Source organism: Dyadobacter fermentans DSM 18053, from assembly GCF_000023125.1.
Lineage (GTDB): Bacteria > Bacteroidota > Bacteroidia > Cytophagales > Spirosomataceae > Dyadobacter > Dyadobacter fermentans.
Map to the genome: position 1 here is coordinate 4,744,700 of NC_013037.1, position 15,749 is coordinate 4,760,448.

General features: G+C 50.4%; 16 protein-coding genes. 6 read left to right on the forward strand and 10 right to left on the reverse strand.

Annotated features, from left to right (window positions below):
* Positions 1-42 precede the first annotated feature (42 nt).
* Positions 43-852: a 3'-5' exonuclease gene (locus DFER_RS19400; RefSeq protein WP_015813348.1), complete on the reverse strand. Its 810-nt coding sequence runs from the start codon at positions 850-852 to the stop codon at positions 43-45.
* A 401-nt stretch (positions 853-1,253) separates the two neighbouring features.
* Between DFER_RS19400 and DFER_RS19405 the strand changes: the two genes are divergently transcribed.
* Positions 1,254-1,823, forward strand: a complete 570-nt coding sequence (locus DFER_RS19405) for a hypothetical protein (protein WP_015813349.1) — start codon at positions 1,254-1,256, stop codon at positions 1,821-1,823.
* A 117-nt stretch (positions 1,824-1,940) separates the two neighbouring features.
* On the opposite strand, the gene glpK is transcribed toward DFER_RS19405, so the two are convergent.
* Positions 1,941-3,440 carry a glycerol kinase GlpK gene (gene glpK, locus DFER_RS19410; RefSeq protein ID WP_015813350.1) on the reverse strand — a complete coding sequence of 500 codons (1,500 nt, stop codon included), beginning with the start codon at positions 3,438-3,440 and terminating at the stop codon, positions 1,941-1,943.
* Positions 3,441-3,597: 157 nt separating this feature from the next.
* Between glpK and pbpC the strand changes: the two genes are divergently transcribed.
* Complete coding sequence (gene pbpC / locus DFER_RS19415) at positions 3,598-5,898, forward strand: penicillin-binding protein 1C (RefSeq protein WP_015813351.1); 2,301 nt, start codon at positions 3,598-3,600, stop codon at positions 5,896-5,898.
* Here the strand turns inward: pbpC and DFER_RS19420 are convergent, their stop codons facing one another.
* Genes DFER_RS19420 through DFER_RS19435 form a run of 4 tightly spaced genes read right to left on the reverse strand, consistent with a single transcriptional unit; the run spans position 5,899 to position 9,337 of the window.
* Entirely contained in the window at positions 5,899-6,933 is a 1,035-nt protein-coding gene (locus DFER_RS19420) for a M28 family peptidase (protein WP_015813352.1), read from the reverse strand.
* On the reverse strand, positions 6,917-7,423 hold the full coding sequence (locus DFER_RS19425; protein WP_015813353.1) for a DUF192 domain-containing protein: 507 nt from the start codon (positions 7,421-7,423) through the stop codon (positions 6,917-6,919). Before DFER_RS19425 ends, DFER_RS19420 begins: the two co-directional genes overlap by 17 nt.
* A gap of 2 nt (positions 7,424-7,425) precedes the next feature.
* Positions 7,426-8,928 carry a cysteine--tRNA ligase gene (gene cysS, locus DFER_RS19430; protein ID WP_015813354.1) on the reverse strand — a complete coding sequence of 501 codons (1,503 nt, stop codon included), beginning with the start codon at positions 8,926-8,928 and terminating at the stop codon, positions 7,426-7,428.
* Complete coding sequence (locus tag DFER_RS19435) at positions 8,900-9,337, reverse strand: DUF5618 family protein (RefSeq protein WP_015813355.1); 438 nt, start codon at positions 9,335-9,337, stop codon at positions 8,900-8,902. The genes cysS and DFER_RS19435 overlap by 29 nt, the downstream gene beginning before the upstream one ends.
* A 184-nt stretch (positions 9,338-9,521) precedes the next feature.
* On the opposite strand from DFER_RS19435, the gene DFER_RS19440 reads away from it, so the two are divergent.
* Both DFER_RS19440 and DFER_RS19445 read left to right on the forward strand, forming a co-directional pair.
* Entirely contained in the window at positions 9,522-10,439 is a 918-nt protein-coding gene (locus DFER_RS19440) for a PfkB family carbohydrate kinase (protein WP_015813356.1), read from the forward strand.
* 129 nt (positions 10,440-10,568) lie between these two features.
* Positions 10,569-11,381, forward strand: coding sequence for a glycerophosphodiester phosphodiesterase family protein (locus DFER_RS19445; protein ID WP_015813357.1), 813 nt, complete (start codon positions 10,569-10,571; stop codon positions 11,379-11,381).
* Here the strand turns inward: DFER_RS19445 and DFER_RS19450 are convergent.
* Genes DFER_RS19450 through kdsA form a run of 4 tightly spaced genes read right to left on the reverse strand, consistent with a single transcriptional unit; the run spans position 11,372 to position 13,969 of the window.
* Positions 11,372-11,917 (reverse strand): DNA-3-methyladenine glycosylase I, encoded by a 546-nt coding sequence (locus tag DFER_RS19450; protein ID WP_015813358.1) that lies wholly within the window; start codon positions 11,915-11,917, stop codon positions 11,372-11,374. The genes DFER_RS19445 and DFER_RS19450 overlap by 10 nt on opposite strands.
* Positions 11,918-11,948: 31 nt before the next feature.
* Positions 11,949-12,407: a GyrI-like domain-containing protein gene (locus DFER_RS19455; protein WP_015813359.1), complete on the reverse strand. Its 459-nt coding sequence runs from the start codon at positions 12,405-12,407 to the stop codon at positions 11,949-11,951.
* A 60-nt stretch (positions 12,408-12,467) separates the two neighbouring features.
* Positions 12,468-13,145, reverse strand: coding sequence for a phosphatase PAP2 family protein (locus DFER_RS19460; protein ID WP_229206050.1), 678 nt, complete (start codon positions 13,143-13,145; stop codon positions 12,468-12,470).
* Between the two features lie 11 nt (positions 13,146-13,156).
* Positions 13,157-13,969 (reverse strand): 3-deoxy-8-phosphooctulonate synthase, encoded by an 813-nt coding sequence (kdsA, locus tag DFER_RS19465; protein WP_015813361.1) that lies wholly within the window; start codon positions 13,967-13,969, stop codon positions 13,157-13,159.
* Positions 13,970-14,201: 232 nt separating this feature from the next.
* On the opposite strand from kdsA, the gene DFER_RS19470 reads away from it, so the two are divergent.
* Both DFER_RS19470 and fabF read left to right on the forward strand, forming a co-directional pair.
* Positions 14,202-14,438 (forward strand): acyl carrier protein, encoded by a 237-nt coding sequence (locus tag DFER_RS19470; RefSeq protein WP_015813362.1) that lies wholly within the window; start codon positions 14,202-14,204, stop codon positions 14,436-14,438.
* A gap of 43 nt (positions 14,439-14,481) precedes the next feature.
* Complete coding sequence (gene fabF, locus DFER_RS19475) at positions 14,482-15,735, forward strand: beta-ketoacyl-ACP synthase II (protein WP_015813363.1); 1,254 nt, start codon at positions 14,482-14,484, stop codon at positions 15,733-15,735.
* Positions 15,736-15,749: the final 14 nt, after the last annotated feature.

Below are 15,749 nucleotides of genomic sequence, written 5' to 3' on the forward strand. Positions count from 1 at the left end.
TAGACATAATTACTACTTACTCAAACCTGAGCCAAGATTATGTCAACGTTGGGTTAATCCCCTTAATTTAATCTCCGTCAATTTACGTTTGGTGTCGAGCGGGAACTCGCCTTTCATCATCCAGTCGAAGAATGAAGGCTCGTTTTTCAGGATGTCGGTCACGCGCTTTCCATTGTGTTTGCCAAAATTGAACACCTCTTCACCCTTGTCGTTATACACCATCCGGCCTGCGAAATCGACGATTCTGGACGCGGTAAGCTCATGCAGGACAGCAATGTCGTTCTTCACGGGCTCGGTCACCTTGCCATGCGAGTCGGTAATGGTAACGCCCTGATACTTTTCGATCTGGCCTTGCAGCACCTCGAATGTAGCGATCGTATCGGCCTCGGCGCTGTGTGCATTGTTGAGGGTTTTGCCGCAATAGAACTTGTAGGCGGCCGAAAGGTTACGCGGCTCCATCATGTGGTAAATGCGCTGGACGTCCACCATCCGGCGGTTTTTCACGTCAAAATCCACACCTACGCGCAGGAATTCCTCCACGAGCATTGGAATGTCGAAACGGTTGCTGTTGAAACCTGCCAGGTCGCATCCTTCGAGGAACGACGCCAGGTTTTTGGCAACGCTTTTAAAAGTGGGGGCGTCCTTTACATCCTCGTCGTAAATGCCGTGTATCAGGCTGCTTTCCAACGGGATAGGCATTTCGGGATTGATTCTCCGCGTGCGGATCTCGGTTTCGCCATTTACCAATGCCTTTACAACGGAAATCTCTACAATGCGGTCGCGGACGATATTGACTCCTGTTGTCTCAAGATCAAAAAAAGCAATGGGCTTTTTGAGATGGAGGGTATGCATGGGTTACTCTGGTTGATTTGGCACCGCGAAGTTAAGGTGAACGGCGTGATGGCACAAGGAATGGGCTTGTTTATAAAGATTATAAAAAAGAGGCAGGGGTGGTGAGGTGTTGTCGGGGGTAGTCAGGGGTAGTCAAGTGTGGTCAGACCAGGACAGGTATTATCAATGGCCACTGCAAAGCTCAAACTTCGTCCGTTAGTAAATTATGGTTGGTTTGCATGGATAGCAAGACTCTTCTCTTCTCCGAAATCACCGACTGCATTCAAAGAGTGGATGAAGCTAATATGTGTGCAGGGAGCTAGCTAATCCATGAATGCCGCTTGAAAAGTCAGTGCTAAGTCTTCTGAGGACATTAGTTAGGTTGCGAGGCAAACAGAGTTACTAATGTCTTAACAAACACTATGGAAAAGATACCGACGATTTATGAAAGGAATTGGTCCGGTGACAGAAAGGTGATAGATGTTCTTTCAGTCACGGATTTCGATTTTGATAATTCAGACGCGGCAGAAAAGTTAGACGGTACAAACGTTCGAATAACGGTAAGAAACGGTTATTTCGTGAGACTTGAAAAGCGTAGAAATCCTTCAAAGGAAGAAAAGATAAGAGGAATAAGCGAGCCTTGGTACATAGATGCCAACTTAGACGGTCCGGCTGACCAATATTTGTTCGAAGCAGCTAAAAACACGGATTTATCAGAAGTACCTGACGGGGAATGGAGCGCAGAGGCATTAGGGGAGAAAATACAAGGTAACCCCTTGCACCTTGAGGGCCATACATTGTTTATTTTTTCCCTGGAGTCTTGGAGAGAAAAAATACTATTTAAGGACGTGCCAACTAGTTTTTCCGAGCTTCGGACGTGGCTGGATCGTCAAAAGAGCATTGTTGGTAACGATTGCGGAATTGAAGGGATCGTTTGGCATGAAAGGCTAACAGGCCGGATGTGCAAGATAAAGCGAAAAGATTTTGGATGAGTAGAATATTACAATATTTTGGAATGGTACGCGCTGTCATCGCTTTGAGAGGAACATTTACAATATCAATATCTCCTATTACCGATGACAGCACTACACTGTATTTTATCTCAATAATTAGTCAATCCAATCATACGACTTGGTAACAGCCTTCTTCCAGCCTTTGTAGTATGCATTCCGCGTTTCCTCGGCCATATTAGGGTTCCAGGTGTGAGCAACGGCCCAGTTTTTCTTCAAATCATCGGTGCTTTTCCAATAGCCAACGGCCAGGCCCGCAGCGTAGGCGGCGCCGAGCGCGGTGGTTTCGGCTACGGCCGGTGAAACGACCTGGGTATCGAGAATATCCGATTGGAATTGCATTAGGAGCTGGTTATGCACCATACCGCCGTCGACACGTAGGCTGGCCAGTTCGATGCCGGAATCTTGTTCCATTGCTTTCACGACGTCCACCGTTTGGTAAGCCGTGGCTTCCAAAACTGCCCGGGCAATGTGCCCTTTGTTCACGTAGCGCGTAAGGCCTGCGATTACACCGCGGGCGTCGTTGCGCCAGTAGGGCGCGTACAAGCCTGAGAATGCTGGTACGAAATAGGCGCCGCCATTGTCTTCGACGGTTTGGGCGAGGGCTTCAATATCGCTGGCGTTCTGGATCAGGCCGAGGTTATCGCGCAGCCATTGCACCAGCGCGCCGGTGACGGCCACACTTCCTTCCAGCGCATATTGCACCGGCTGGTCGCCGAATTTGTAGGAAATGGTTGTCAGCAGGCCGTTTTCAGAGGTTTTCAGTTCGGTACCGGTGTTCATCACGAGGAAGCAGCCGGTTCCGTAGGTGTTTTTGGCCATGCCCGGTTCGAAGCAGGTTTGGCCTACCAATGCCGCATGCTGGTCGCCCAGGTCGCCGGCGACGGGCACGCCCGGCAGTACCTCGTGATCGGAATAACCATATATTTCGCTGCTGCTTTTGATGGCGGGCAGCATAATTTCGGGGATATTGTAGGCGGCCAGCATGGATTTGTCCCATTGCAATGTCCGCAGGTTCATCAGCTGCGTGCGGCTTGCATTGGTAACATCGGTTACGTGAATGCCGCCGTGCGTGCCGCCGGTAAGGTGCCAGATCAGGAAAGTATCGATGTTTCCGAAAATCGCTTCGCCTTTTTCAGCGTCTTCGCGGATGCCCTCTACGTTGTCCAGCAGCCATTTTAGTTTTAAACCACTAAAGTAAGTTGAAACAGGGAGGCCGGTAATGTCGCGGAATTGGTTGAGGCCGCCTTCCCGCTCGTATTTCGCGACGAGGTCGGTGGTGCGCGTGTCCTGCCACACCAATGCATTGTAGTAAGGCTTGCCGGTGCGCTTGTTCCATACCACCGTCGTTTCGCGCTGGTTGGTAATGCCCACGGCGGCGATGTCCTGCGCGTGCGCCGACACATTAATCCGCGCCAATGCGATCACTTCCAGGGTGTTTTTCCAGATTTCAGTGGGATTGTGCTCTACCCAGCCCGGCTGCGGGTAAATCTGTTCGTGCTCTTTTTGTCCTACCGAAACGATATTTCCCTGCTGGTTGAAAAGTATGCAGCGCGTGCTGGTAGTACCCTGGTCAATGGCGGCAATGTATTTGGACATAATGGTATTATGATTGATTTTATTTGTAGTAAAGCAAGTAAATAGGGAAAATTAACCGAGCAGGACAAACGGCCCGCCAATTTTATTGAACGGAACACATTTAAACCGCTGCCGGGCGTTGCCTATATTTACAAGACCGCTTAACAGACTATCCTCCATGAAGAAAAACCGGGTCAGAAAGGCATTGCTGGCATTAATTTGCCTCATAGCCCTTTTTTTCGCCCTCGACCTGGTATTTCCTTTCAAACCAAACATTCATTACGCCACCCAGATCACCGACCGCGAAGGCCGCGTTATTCATGCATTTCTGAGCAGGGAGGATAAATGGCGGCTCTATTCGAATGTGGATGAGATTACGCCGCTACTCCGCAAGACGCTGATTTATAAGGAAGACCAGTATTTTTACTATCATCCTGGTGTTAATCCGTTTGCCGTGGTGCGTGCGGCTGCAAGAAATGTTTTTTCAGGGAAACGAACGTCAGGGGCGTCCACGATTACCATGCAGGTCGTGCGGCTGATGGACCCGCGTCCGCGGACTTACCTGAACAAGTTCATCGAAATGTGGCACGCTGTTCAGCTGGAAATGCATTATTCCAAAGCGGAGATCCTGCAATTTTATATCAACCTTGTGCCTTATGGAGGTAATATCGAGGGCATCAAAGCGGCCTCGCTGCTCTATTTTGGAAAGGCACCGCAGTTGCTGAGCCTGGCGGAGATTACCGCGCTGACGATCGTGCCCAACCGTCCGTCGGGCCTCCGCCCGGGTACACGCAATGATGCGCTGCGCGAGGCGCGCAACAGCTGGCTGAAACGGTTTCAGGAGGATGGCCTGTTCGACACCCCGGTGATCCGGGATGCATTGGCAGAGCCGCTGAACATCCGCAGGCTGCAAACGCCGCGCCTGGCCCCGCATCTTTCGATCCGCCTCAAACAGCAGTTTCCCGACGAGCCCGTGATCCGCACCCATGTGAACATGCAGGCGCAAAGCCAGATCGAGGAACAGGTCAAAAATTATATCAACCGGCGGCAACTGATGAATATCCACAATGCCGCCGTGCTGGTCGTGAACAACGAAACCATGGAAGTGGAGGCTTACGTGGGCTCGGCCGATTTCAATAATCCGTTCGACGGCGGGCAGGTAGATGGCGTGAGGGCGGTGCGTTCGCCCGGCAGCACGCTGAAACCGCTATTGTACGCTGCCGCATTCGACGCAGGCATGATCACGCCGAAATCAGTTCTGAACGACGTGCCCGGCAATTTCAGCGGCTATGAGCCTGAAAATTTCGACAAGCATTTCAATGGCGCCGTCACGACAGAGTTTGCTTTGGCCAACTCGCTTAACATTCCCGCTGTGAAGGTTTTGAAGGAAATCGGGACACCCGCATTGATCGCCAAACTGCGTAAAGCGCGTTTCAAAACCGTGGATAAGCAAGCCAAAAACCTCGGCCTGTCGATGATTCTGGGAGGCTGCGGGGTTACCCTGGAAGAGCTGACGCGGCTGTTTGCCGCATTTGCCAATGAAGGGAAACTGCGGAACCTGCGCTTATCGGGCGCCGATGTTCAGGATAAAAACGGGACGACTTTTTTATCGGAGGAAGCCACTTTCCTCACCACGGGCATCCTCACGCAGATTACCCGGCCCGACCTGCCCACGAATTTTGATAATACCTATCATTTGCCGCGCATTGCGTGGAAAACCGGAACATCGTACGGTAAACGCGATGCGTGGAGCATCGGCTATAACCGCCGGTACACAGTGGGCGTTTGGGTGGGTAATTTTTCGGGGGAGGGCGTGCCGGAACTGAGCGGGGCCAATACGGCAACGCCACTGCTGTTTTCGATATTCAATGCGCTGGATTACAACTCGCCGAAGGGCTGGTACAAAACTCCGGCTAATATTTCAACCCGCAACGTTTGCCCCGTCAGCGGCGACATTCCGTCCGATTTCTGTGATCACCAGGTGCCCGACCAGTACATCTTGGGGGTGTCTGCCTATCATAAATGCCAGCATATGCGCTGGGTGTTTACGGATGCGAAAGGTAAAATGTCGTACTGCACCTATTGCCTCCCTGAAAGCGGGTTTGAGAAAAAGGCTTATCCCAACCTTGCGCCGGAGTTGATCGCGTTTTATGAAATGCAGAAGTTGCCTTATCCGAAGATTCCACCGCATAACCCGCTGTGTGAAAGGGTTTTTCACGAGGGCGCCCCGCTGATCGTCAGCCCGAACGACGGCAGCGAATACTACATTCGCAAGGATGAGCCGCAGCAGATCCAGCTCGCCTGCCAGGCCGCGAACGACGTCCAGGAGGTTTATTGGTATATCAATGATAAGTTATTCCAAAAGTCATCCCCGCAGGAAAGTATCTTCCTAACCCCGCCGCTGGGGCGTGTAAAGGTTTCGTGCAGCGACGATAAAGGGCGCAATGCGGACGTGTGGATTGTTGTGAAACGGATGTAATTACAACGGCTGGTCCTGCGCTTCCTGGTACAACACCTGAATGAGTGTCTGGCCGACGGCTTTCAGGGTTTTCGGATCAATGTTTTCCATGGTATCGTGTGATGTATGCCATTGATCGAAGAATGTTTTGCTGAGGTTATGCTGATTGGTGTGGATGATGTCGATCATCGGAATGCGTGCTACTTTGTTCACGGGCACGTGGTCGTCCGTGATGGCGCCGCCGGCTTCGTCGATGAAATAATTGCTGTAACCGAGGCGGCTGGCGGTTGTCCACACCTGCCGCACCACGTCACCTGCCATTTGCATGGAATAGCCTTCCTTGAAGAATGTCGCCCCTTTCGCGCCCACCATATCGAGCAGCACACCAAAATAAGCGGTGTAACCCGGGTTATGCTTGTTAGCAGCCCAATGCTTTGAGCCAAGGCAGAAGCCGCTGTATTCGATGCCGTTATCCCCGGAATCCGACGAGCCCCAGTCTTCCGCATCGAAGAAAATAATATCGACGCCGATGTCGGGTTTCTGGGCTTCTTTCGAAAGTACCCGCGCAACTTCCAATAGAACGCCTACGCCGCTCGCACCGTCGTTGGCGGCAAGAACCGGCTTGTTTTTGACCAGCGAATCCTGATCGGAGAACGGGCGCGAATCCCAGTGCGCAGCGAGTAATATGCGCTTGCTTGCTTTTGGGTTGAAGCTGCCGATGATGTTCCGGGCATTCAGTTTGGTACCGTCGTACGTTGTGGCGTTGAATGGTTGCTCGGTAGCTTCCCAGCCGTATTTTTTGAGCGTCGCAACCAGGTAATCGCCACAGGCTTTGTGCGGGGCGCTGTTGGGCACGCGCGCGCCGAAATCCACCTGTTTTTGTACAAATTGAAGGGCACTGTCGGCATTGAAGTCGGCACTTTTAACCAATGCGGCCGGTGCTTGCTCGGCGGTTTGTTCGGAACTGGTGTTGCTATTGCAGCCGTAAGCTCCGGCGATGATCGCAACTAGGATTGGTAATCTTTTGAAAAACAATCTATTAGAAAGAAATGGCATCTCCTGACTGAATATTGTTATTTTTTGTAAAACCAGCATTCACCTCCACCACGTACTGTACGATACCATTTGGCGGGATGCTTGCTTCTGAATAGGGCCGGGTGTTCTCTGCAATGGAAACGATCGTTTTGTCCGGGCCTACATATATAATGTCGAGCGGGATCGACGTGTTTTTCATCCAGAACGAATGCGTATCCGGCTGCTCGAAAATGAAGAGCATACCTACCGAATCGGGCAGGTAGGGCCGGAACATCAGGCCTTTATTTCGCTCCGCCTCGTTTTCCGCTATTTCGACATCGATTTTTTTATAAGTCTCACCCTTTCTGAGAAATGACACTTCGCCTTCCTTCACAAAAACGGGTGCGGGCCCTGCGGCCGGCGTTTCGGCGGTTTTATCTCCGCCGGAAAATGACCCGGCCAGGTAAGCGACGCCACCCAGCACGAATGCCGCCAAAAGTATGAATGCAAAAACCGACTGCCGCTTTTTCATGGTTATTCCTCGTAAGCCCAATCGATCCGGGTCTTGGTGTCACGGATCACCAGGCCCTGGTTTTTGAAATAAGAACGGATTTCGTCCACTTTTTCGTAGTTCTGCGAGAGTTTAAATTCGCGGTACAGTTTCAGCATTCCGTCCAGGATCGCGTGCCCTTCGGCGAGCTCTTCTTTCAAACCGAGCACATCCTCGAAGAAAATCACGAATTTTTCTTTCAGCGAAGTAAATACAGCCTCACCCAAAGCGACGGATTTAAGCTGACCTGTATTGAGCATGTTGATGTATTTCAACATGTTGAACAGGTTCGCGAATGCTACGGCGGTGTTCAGGTCGTCGTTCATGGCGTTGTAAAACCCGTCGATCGACTTTTCAATGTCGGCTTTTTTCGCGTCATCCGCATTTACGCCATCCTCATGCGTGTAGGTGAGCATTTTCGCGAGGCGCAGGCCGTTTGCTAGCTTTTTGTAGCCTTTTTGGGCGGCTTTCAATGCGTCGTTTGAAAAATCGAGTGTGCTGCGGTACTGGCTTTGGAGCATGAAAAAACGCACGGTCATCGGGCTGTACGCCTGTTCGAGCAACTCATGGTTGCCGGAAAACAGTTCGGCCGGAAGGAACGAGTTGCCGAGCGATTTCGACATTTTCTGTCCGTTGACGGTGAGCATGTTGGTATGCATCCAGTAGCGCACCGGTTCTTCGCCGGTGAGCGATTTGCCCTGCGCGATCTCGCATTCGTGGTGAGGGAATTTCAAGTCCATACCACCGCCATGAATGTCGAATTGTTTGCCTAAGTATTTGGCACTCATGCAAGTACATTCCAAATGCCAGCCGGGGAAGCCTTTGCCCCAGGGCGATTCCCATTGCATAATGTGCTCAGGACTGGCTTTTTTCCACAATGCAAAATCGAGCGGGTTGCGCTTTTCGGCCTGACCGTCGAGATCGCGGGTTTCGTTGAGGAGGTCCTCAATAATGCGCCCGGACAGCTTGCCGTATTCATTGCCGCCTGCCTGGTATTTGTTGATATCGAAATACACGGAGCCGTTGGACTCGTAAGCGACGCCTTTCTCGATCAGCGCCTCCACGGCTTCGATCTGTTCGATCAAATGTCCTGTTGCCGTTGGTTCGATGCTGGGGGAAAGGAGGTTGAAAACGGCTGTGACTTCATGAAAATCATTGGTATAGCGTTGCACGATCTCCATCGGTTCCAGCTTCTGGAGCTTGGCCATTTTCCCGATTTTGTCTTCCCCTTCGTCGCCGTCGCCTACCAGGTGGCCCACGTCGGTGATATTGCGGACGTAGCGCACTTTGTAACCGATGTGCGTCAGGTAGCGGAACAGGATATCGAAAGAGAGAAACGTGCGGATGTTGCCTAAATGCACATTGTTATAAACGGTCGGCCCGCACACATACATGCCGACATACGGAGGCGCAATGGGAACGAAAACATCCTTTTTACGGGTAAGCGTATTGAATATTTTAAGTGGCTGGAAAGTTTGTGCGGTCATTTATATGTACTTTCTTGATTACTGGTTTTTCTAATCTACGCTTTTGTATTTTTTCGATCCGGGTAATTAAGTGGTCGGCAGCTTTCAAACCCAGACTTACATATTTGGCACTCTGGCAGCCGTAATATCGCATTGCCGGATCAAGAACATAGTTTGCCAGAACAAATGTCCGAACCATTCGTTTATCGCACTTGTAAAGCGCATTTTGATAGACATCATCCGGCATTTCCGTTTGTCCCTTGACTCCGAGCAAGCCGTTAAGAGCTATTACCATGCCCTTATGCGCCACTCTTCCTGCCATTTTCACATATCTCCGATTATAGAACAGACGGTATTTTTTTAACGCTCTCTCTTCTAGAATCAGTTTCGCCTGATCCATGTGCATTCTTGCACGTTCGGTGGAATTCATAGGTGTATATAGTTGATTCTAATGCGATGTGACAAAAATAGCAAATAACCCAACATTGATTTGTAGGTCTGGGTGAGAATGAGCAGGCGGCGAGAGGCTATTCGGTCGTTTTGTTTATCTTCGCAGCGTTTTTGCGTTTAAAATCCAGTTTGAAACTAACTTAAAATCAATACAGTAATCACTTATGAGTTTACTTACCGTAGGATCTGTTGCATTCGATGCGCTCGAAACCCCGTTTGGAAAAACAGACAAAATTATCGGTGGTGCAGCCACTTACATCACACTAGCTGCTTCCTATTTTACCCAACAAAATAACCTCGTGGCAGTGGTAGGCGGTGATTTTCCGCAGGACATGATCGGTTTGCTCGAAGAACACGGCGTGGATACCAAGGGTTTGGAGATTGTGCAGGATGGCAAGACATTCTTCTGGTCGGGTAAGTACCATGAGGATATGAACACCCGCGACACGCTCATTACAGAGCTCAATGTCATGGAGCATTTCGACCCCATTATCCCCAATTCGTACCAGGGTACCGAGTACCTCATGCTCGGCAACACGGTTCCTGCAACCCAGAAACTGGTGATCGAGCGCCTGGCGAAACGCCCGAAGCTGATCATGCTCGATACCATGAACCTGTGGATGAACATCGCGCTGGACGATCTCAAATCGGTTTTGAAACTGGTGGACCTTCTCACCATCAACGACGAGGAAGCGCGCCTGCTTTCCGGCGAATATTCACTGCGCAAAGCTGCTAAGAAAATCATGGCAATGGGTCCTAAAACGCTCATCATCAAGAAGGGCGAACACGGCGCATTGCTGTTCCAGGACGACCGCATTTTCTTCGCGCCTGCATTGCCTTTGGAAGAAGTTTTCGATCCAACCGGCGCCGGTGATTCGTTTGCGGGCGGTTTTATCGGCTATCTGGCCGCTACCGACGATATTTCTTTCGAAAACATGAAGCGTGCGATTATCTACGGATCGGCCATGGCGTCGTTCTGCGTGGAGAAATTCGGTACCGAGCGCCTCGTGAACCTCTCGAAAGAAGAAATCAATGCCCGCGTACAGGAATTTGTGAAGCTGGCGAGCTTTGAGATACAATAAGTTTTAAAGTTTTGAGTAGATGAGTCTATGAGCTGAAATGCGTTTTTCACTTGTAGACTCTTTTTTTAGCGACATATTAGTCTTATTAAGCCCCAAAACGGTAACCCCACTGATAACCTGAAATTCGTGATGAAACTGTTGAACAAAAATCTCTGGATCGTAGTCTCGTTGACTTTTCCTGCGTTCGCTCAGGCGCAGCTTCATAACCACCCGGATTTACCGAAATCGAAGCACGAAACGGTCGTGATAGCGCATCGCGGCAACCATGTGAATGTGCCGGAAAACACATTGGCATCGACCCGGGAGGCCATCAACTGTGGAGCGGATTATGTGGAAGTGGATTTAAGGACAACCAAAGACGGTCATCTGATCGCCCTTCATGACGCGAAAGTCGATCGGACGACGAATGGTGCAGGTAAAGTTGCCGATATGAGCTGGGCAGAAGTGGCGGAATTGCAGGTTTTTAACCGAAACAAGAGAACCCACCGGATTCCCGAGTTTAAGGAGGTGCTGGCGCTGTGCAAGGGGAAAATTAACATTTACCTCGATTTCAAAGACGCCGATGTGGAAGAGACCTGGAAGCAAATCAAAGCGGCGGGAATGGAGCATCAAATCGTCATTTATATCAATAGCGAGGAGCAATATCATAAATGGAGGGAAGTTGCACCGCGTGTGCCGCTGATGGCAAGCCTGCCCAAGGAGGTTACCAATGAGGAGCAGTTGCGGAGTTTTATCAGCCGGATTTATGTGGATGTGCTGGATAATGTTACGACTCCTGAATTGGTGGAGGCCGCCCGCATCAAAAACGTATTCGTTTGGCTCGATGTACAAAATCCTGCCGAAGGTCCTGCATCATGGAACGAGGCATTGCGCAAAGGCGTGCATGGTCTGCAAACGGATAAGCCGGCTGACTTGGTTGCTTACATGCGTGATCATTTGTGAGCTTGCGTGACATTAGTAAGAGCAAAAACCGGGCAATCCGCATCGTGAGCGCCAGGCAAATAGCCTGTACTCATCAAAAACTCATTCACGATTTCTCCGCCGGTAAACTTAAAGGTCTTCTTAAAAAGCTTGATCCATTGTTCCTTGGTCAAAGGGTGATGCGCGTCGATCCAGCCTTTGAATGAGCCGTATTCCTGTTTCAATTCCAGAATTTTCTGCGCATTCACGATGGCTGCATTCACTTTCAGCCGGTTACGCACAATGCCCGGGTCGGCCAGCAGGCGTTCGCGGTCGGATTCGCCGTATGCGGCTACTTTTTCAATGGAGAAATTGTCGTAGGCCGACCGGAAACTGTACTGCTTCCGGAGCATTAATGTCCAGCTTAGTCCGGCCTGGTTGATTTCCAGCAACAGTCTCCCGAAAAGCTCGTCGTCGTCGTCGATCGGGAAGCCGTATTGGTGGTCGTGGTAATGTTTGTGGAGCAGGTAATCAGCCTGCTCCGACGGGTTGTTGTTGACGTAAGTGCAATATGACATCGCGTGATGAAGAAGTAGTATGTTAGTTTGGCTATTTCACAATACCGATCTGAACCTCGGTAATGTTGCGCTCCGGGTTTTCGAAATCCATATTCAGGTAAATTTCCCGGTTCTGGCCTGATGGCACGAGCTTTCGGGACATGATCTCGCCAAACAGCGAGCCATAAGTATTCGAGAGTCCATCCCAATTTCCATAAAGGTCCTCGCTGACGCATTCGAATGCTTCGAGCTGCTTCAACTGGTAGGGCGAATTGATCGTGTGTGTGGGTGGCGTAACGGGTAATGCAATGGTTAATGTAAAAACCGTATCCGCCTGGCCGTCCGCACCCTGGTAAATCCAATACACCGGGCCCGTGATTTCGAGGTCGTTTCGAACGGCATCCCGATACAATCTGCGGGCTTCTACACGTACATATTGAAGGATTTCCTTTAACGAAGTCCGCGTTTCAAAGCACAAAACGTGGATCGGCTGAATGGTTTTCGTTTGCATGGCTAACAGATGTTTCTACAAAGTTGGAAGCCCCGAATGACAACCCTATGTCAGCAGCATTTAATTTTTTTCGCTGTGTCGCCGTGCTTTTATCCTCCGCACCTGCTTTTGCATCCAGGGGTAGCTGATGTACACGAGCTTTGTGGCGCCTATGCCAATTCCCGCACCCATCAGCACATCCGCGAGCCAGTGGTGATTGCCGAGTACGCGCATGGTTCCTGCGGCCGTGGCCGTCCCGTAGCCGCCTATGCTATATAATATGCTGCGATGCCCGTACTCTTCGTGCAGGATCGTCGCATTGGCGAATGCCGTGGTGCTATGCCCCGATGGGAACGAGTGATTATCCTCGCCGTTCGGGCGCGGGTATTGTGAAATCCTTTTAAACCCCTGCGTTACGCCCTGCGCGATGATGTTGGAGAGCAATGCCAGGATCACCTGGTCGCCGAGCTTGTGGCGGCCCTTTACTCCGGCCGAGGCAAGTCCGAGGCTCACCACACCGGGCGCGTAGACGAGGTAATCGTCCACTTTGGTGCGGTAATCGGGATATCTGGAAGTGACGTGTTCCTGCAATTGCCGGCTGATCTTCCCCTGAACCACAAATGCAGCCAATCCGAGCGTCACCGGCGGTATTATATCTCCCGCTGTAACCTTCCAGAGTTTGACAGAATCTTCCTGCGCGAATGCGGCCTGCGGAAGAATTTGGAGCAAAAGAAAAAGGCATATCAGATATGCCTTCATGGTTTTTGGGATCATAAAATAGCTTCTCTCACACGTACGAGTCTTTCCAGTAGTCCTTCCAGCTGATCGAGCGGCAGCATATTGGCGCCGTCGGACTTGGCTTCGGAGGGATTGAAATGGGTTTCAATAAAAAGACCGTCCGCGCCCACTGCAATGGCGGCTTTGGCAATCGTTTCGATCAGTTTCGGTTTGCCGCCGGTTACGCCGGATGTTTGATTGGGCTGCTGCAATGAATGCGTGCAATCCATTACCACCGGCACGCCGAATGCAGCCATTTCCGGCAGGTTGCGATAATCCACCACCAGGTCGCCGTAGCCGAAGCTGTTACCGCGGTCGGTGAGGATTACCTGTGCGTCCGGATTTACCTCATTGATTTTTTCAGCGGCAAATTTCATTGATGCACCGGAAAGAAATTGCCCCTTTTTTACATTCACCGCCTTGCCCGTGCGTGCGGCGGCGGCCAGTAATTCGGTCTGGCGGCAGAGGAATGCAGGGATTTGGAGCACGTCCACATACTCCGCAGCCAACGCGGCCTCGTGCGATTCGTGGATGTCGGTTACAGTAGGAATGCCGAAAGTCTGACTTACTTCCTGCAAGATTTTCAGTGCTTTTTCATCGCCAATACCCGTAAATGAGTCGATTTTGGTGCGGTTGGCTTTGCGGTAGGAGCCTTTGAATATATAAGGAATGCGCAGGCGGTCGGTAACCGTAACGATATGTTCGGCGATCCGCAGGGCCATGTCCCGTCCTTCGATCGCACAGGGGCCGGCCATCAGGAAAAAGGAGGTCGAATCGGTATTTTTCAGCTTCGGTATCGAGATCATACGGGCGTTGGTATAGATATTGATAAATGTTTTGCGAATGTACGGCTATCTGTAATGTTCTGTTTACACGCCGCATATTTCTTGAAATACAGCCCTTCTAAAAGGCTGATTTCCTGCTTTTTTTTATTTTAAACAGGGATTGTGCAATAAAAAGGCCAGTTTAAAAAATTTTTGAAAAAGTGAACTGAAATATCTTTCTTTGTGGCGATTTTAACCAAAAAGTGATTATAAAATGTCAGCAATTGCAGAAAGAGTTAAGCAAATTATCGTCGAAAAACTCGGCGTTGAAGAGTCGGAGGTTACACCGGAAGCAAACTTCCAGAACGACTTGGGAGCGGACTCTCTAGACACCGTTGAATTGATTATGGAATTCGAAAAAGAATTCAATCTTTCTATCCCTGACGATCAGGCAGAGAACATCGGTACAGTTGGTCAGGCTGTTGCATATCTGGAAGAAAACGTGAAGTAATCTCGGTTTTTACCAGTACAATCTTCTATTCTGTCCCAATTTTATGAGTTTTAAGCGAGTTGTAATTACAGGAATGGGCGCTTTGACGCCCGTTGGCAATGATGTTCCTACCTTTTGGTCAAATCTGGTTGCAGGCGTAAGCGGTGCAGCCCCCATTACGCGGTTCGACGCTGAGAAGTTTCGTACCCGTTTTGCGTGTGAGGTAAAAGGCCTGGACGTTACGAATTACATCCCTCGGCAAGAAGCCCGTAAAATGGACCCCTTTACACAATACGCCGTCATCGCAGCAGATGAAGCGATGAAGGACGCCGGCTTTGACGCAGATACGCTTGATCTCGACAAAGCCGGTGTAATTTGGGGCTCCGGTATCGGTGGCCTCAAAACTTTCGAGGAAGAAGTGATGAACTATTCCGAGAACGGCAGAACTCCCCGCTTCAATCCCTTCTTTATCCCGAAAATGATCGTCGACAGCGCTTCGGGCGTACTGTCGATCCGCTATGGTTTCCGGGGTCCCAATTTTATCACGGTATCGGCCTGCGCTTCGGCGACCAACGCATTGATCGACGCATTCAACTATATCAAACTTGGTTTGATGAATGTGTGTATCTCCGGCGGTTCGGAAGCGGCAGTTACCATTGCCGGTGTGGGCGGTTTCAATGCATTAAAGGCATTGTCCGAAAGAAATGATTCGCCCGAAACCGCTTCAAGGCCTTATGACAAGGATCGCGACGGTTTTGTGCTCGGAGAAGGTGGCGCGGCCATTATTTTGGAAGAACTCGAACATGCGAAAGCACGCGGGGCCAAAATATATGCCGAAATGATCGGTGCCGGTATGTCGTCCGACGCCTATCACATCACGGCTCCGCACCCGGAAGGGCTCGGCGCTTATATTGTAATGAAGAATGCAGTCGAAAACGCAGGTATCAAGCCTGAGGACATCGATTACATCAACACCCACGGTACATCTACCCCGATCGGTGATCCGCAGGAGATCAAAGCCATAGAAAAATTCTTCGGCGAGCATGCATATGATCTGAATATCAGCTCAACGAAATCGATGACAGGGCATTTATTGGGAGGAGCAGGAGCGATTGAAGCTGCCGCCTGTATCATGGCGATCAAAGACCAGGTCGTGCCGCCTACCATTAACCACTTTACCGACGACCCGGAAATCAATCCGCGGTTGAAGCTTACATTCAACAAAGCTGAAAAACGTCGCGTAAATATCGCTTTGAGCAATACTTTCGGTTTCGGAGGTCATAATGCGTCAGTCGTTTTCAAGAAATACGAAGACTGATTAAATCTCTACCA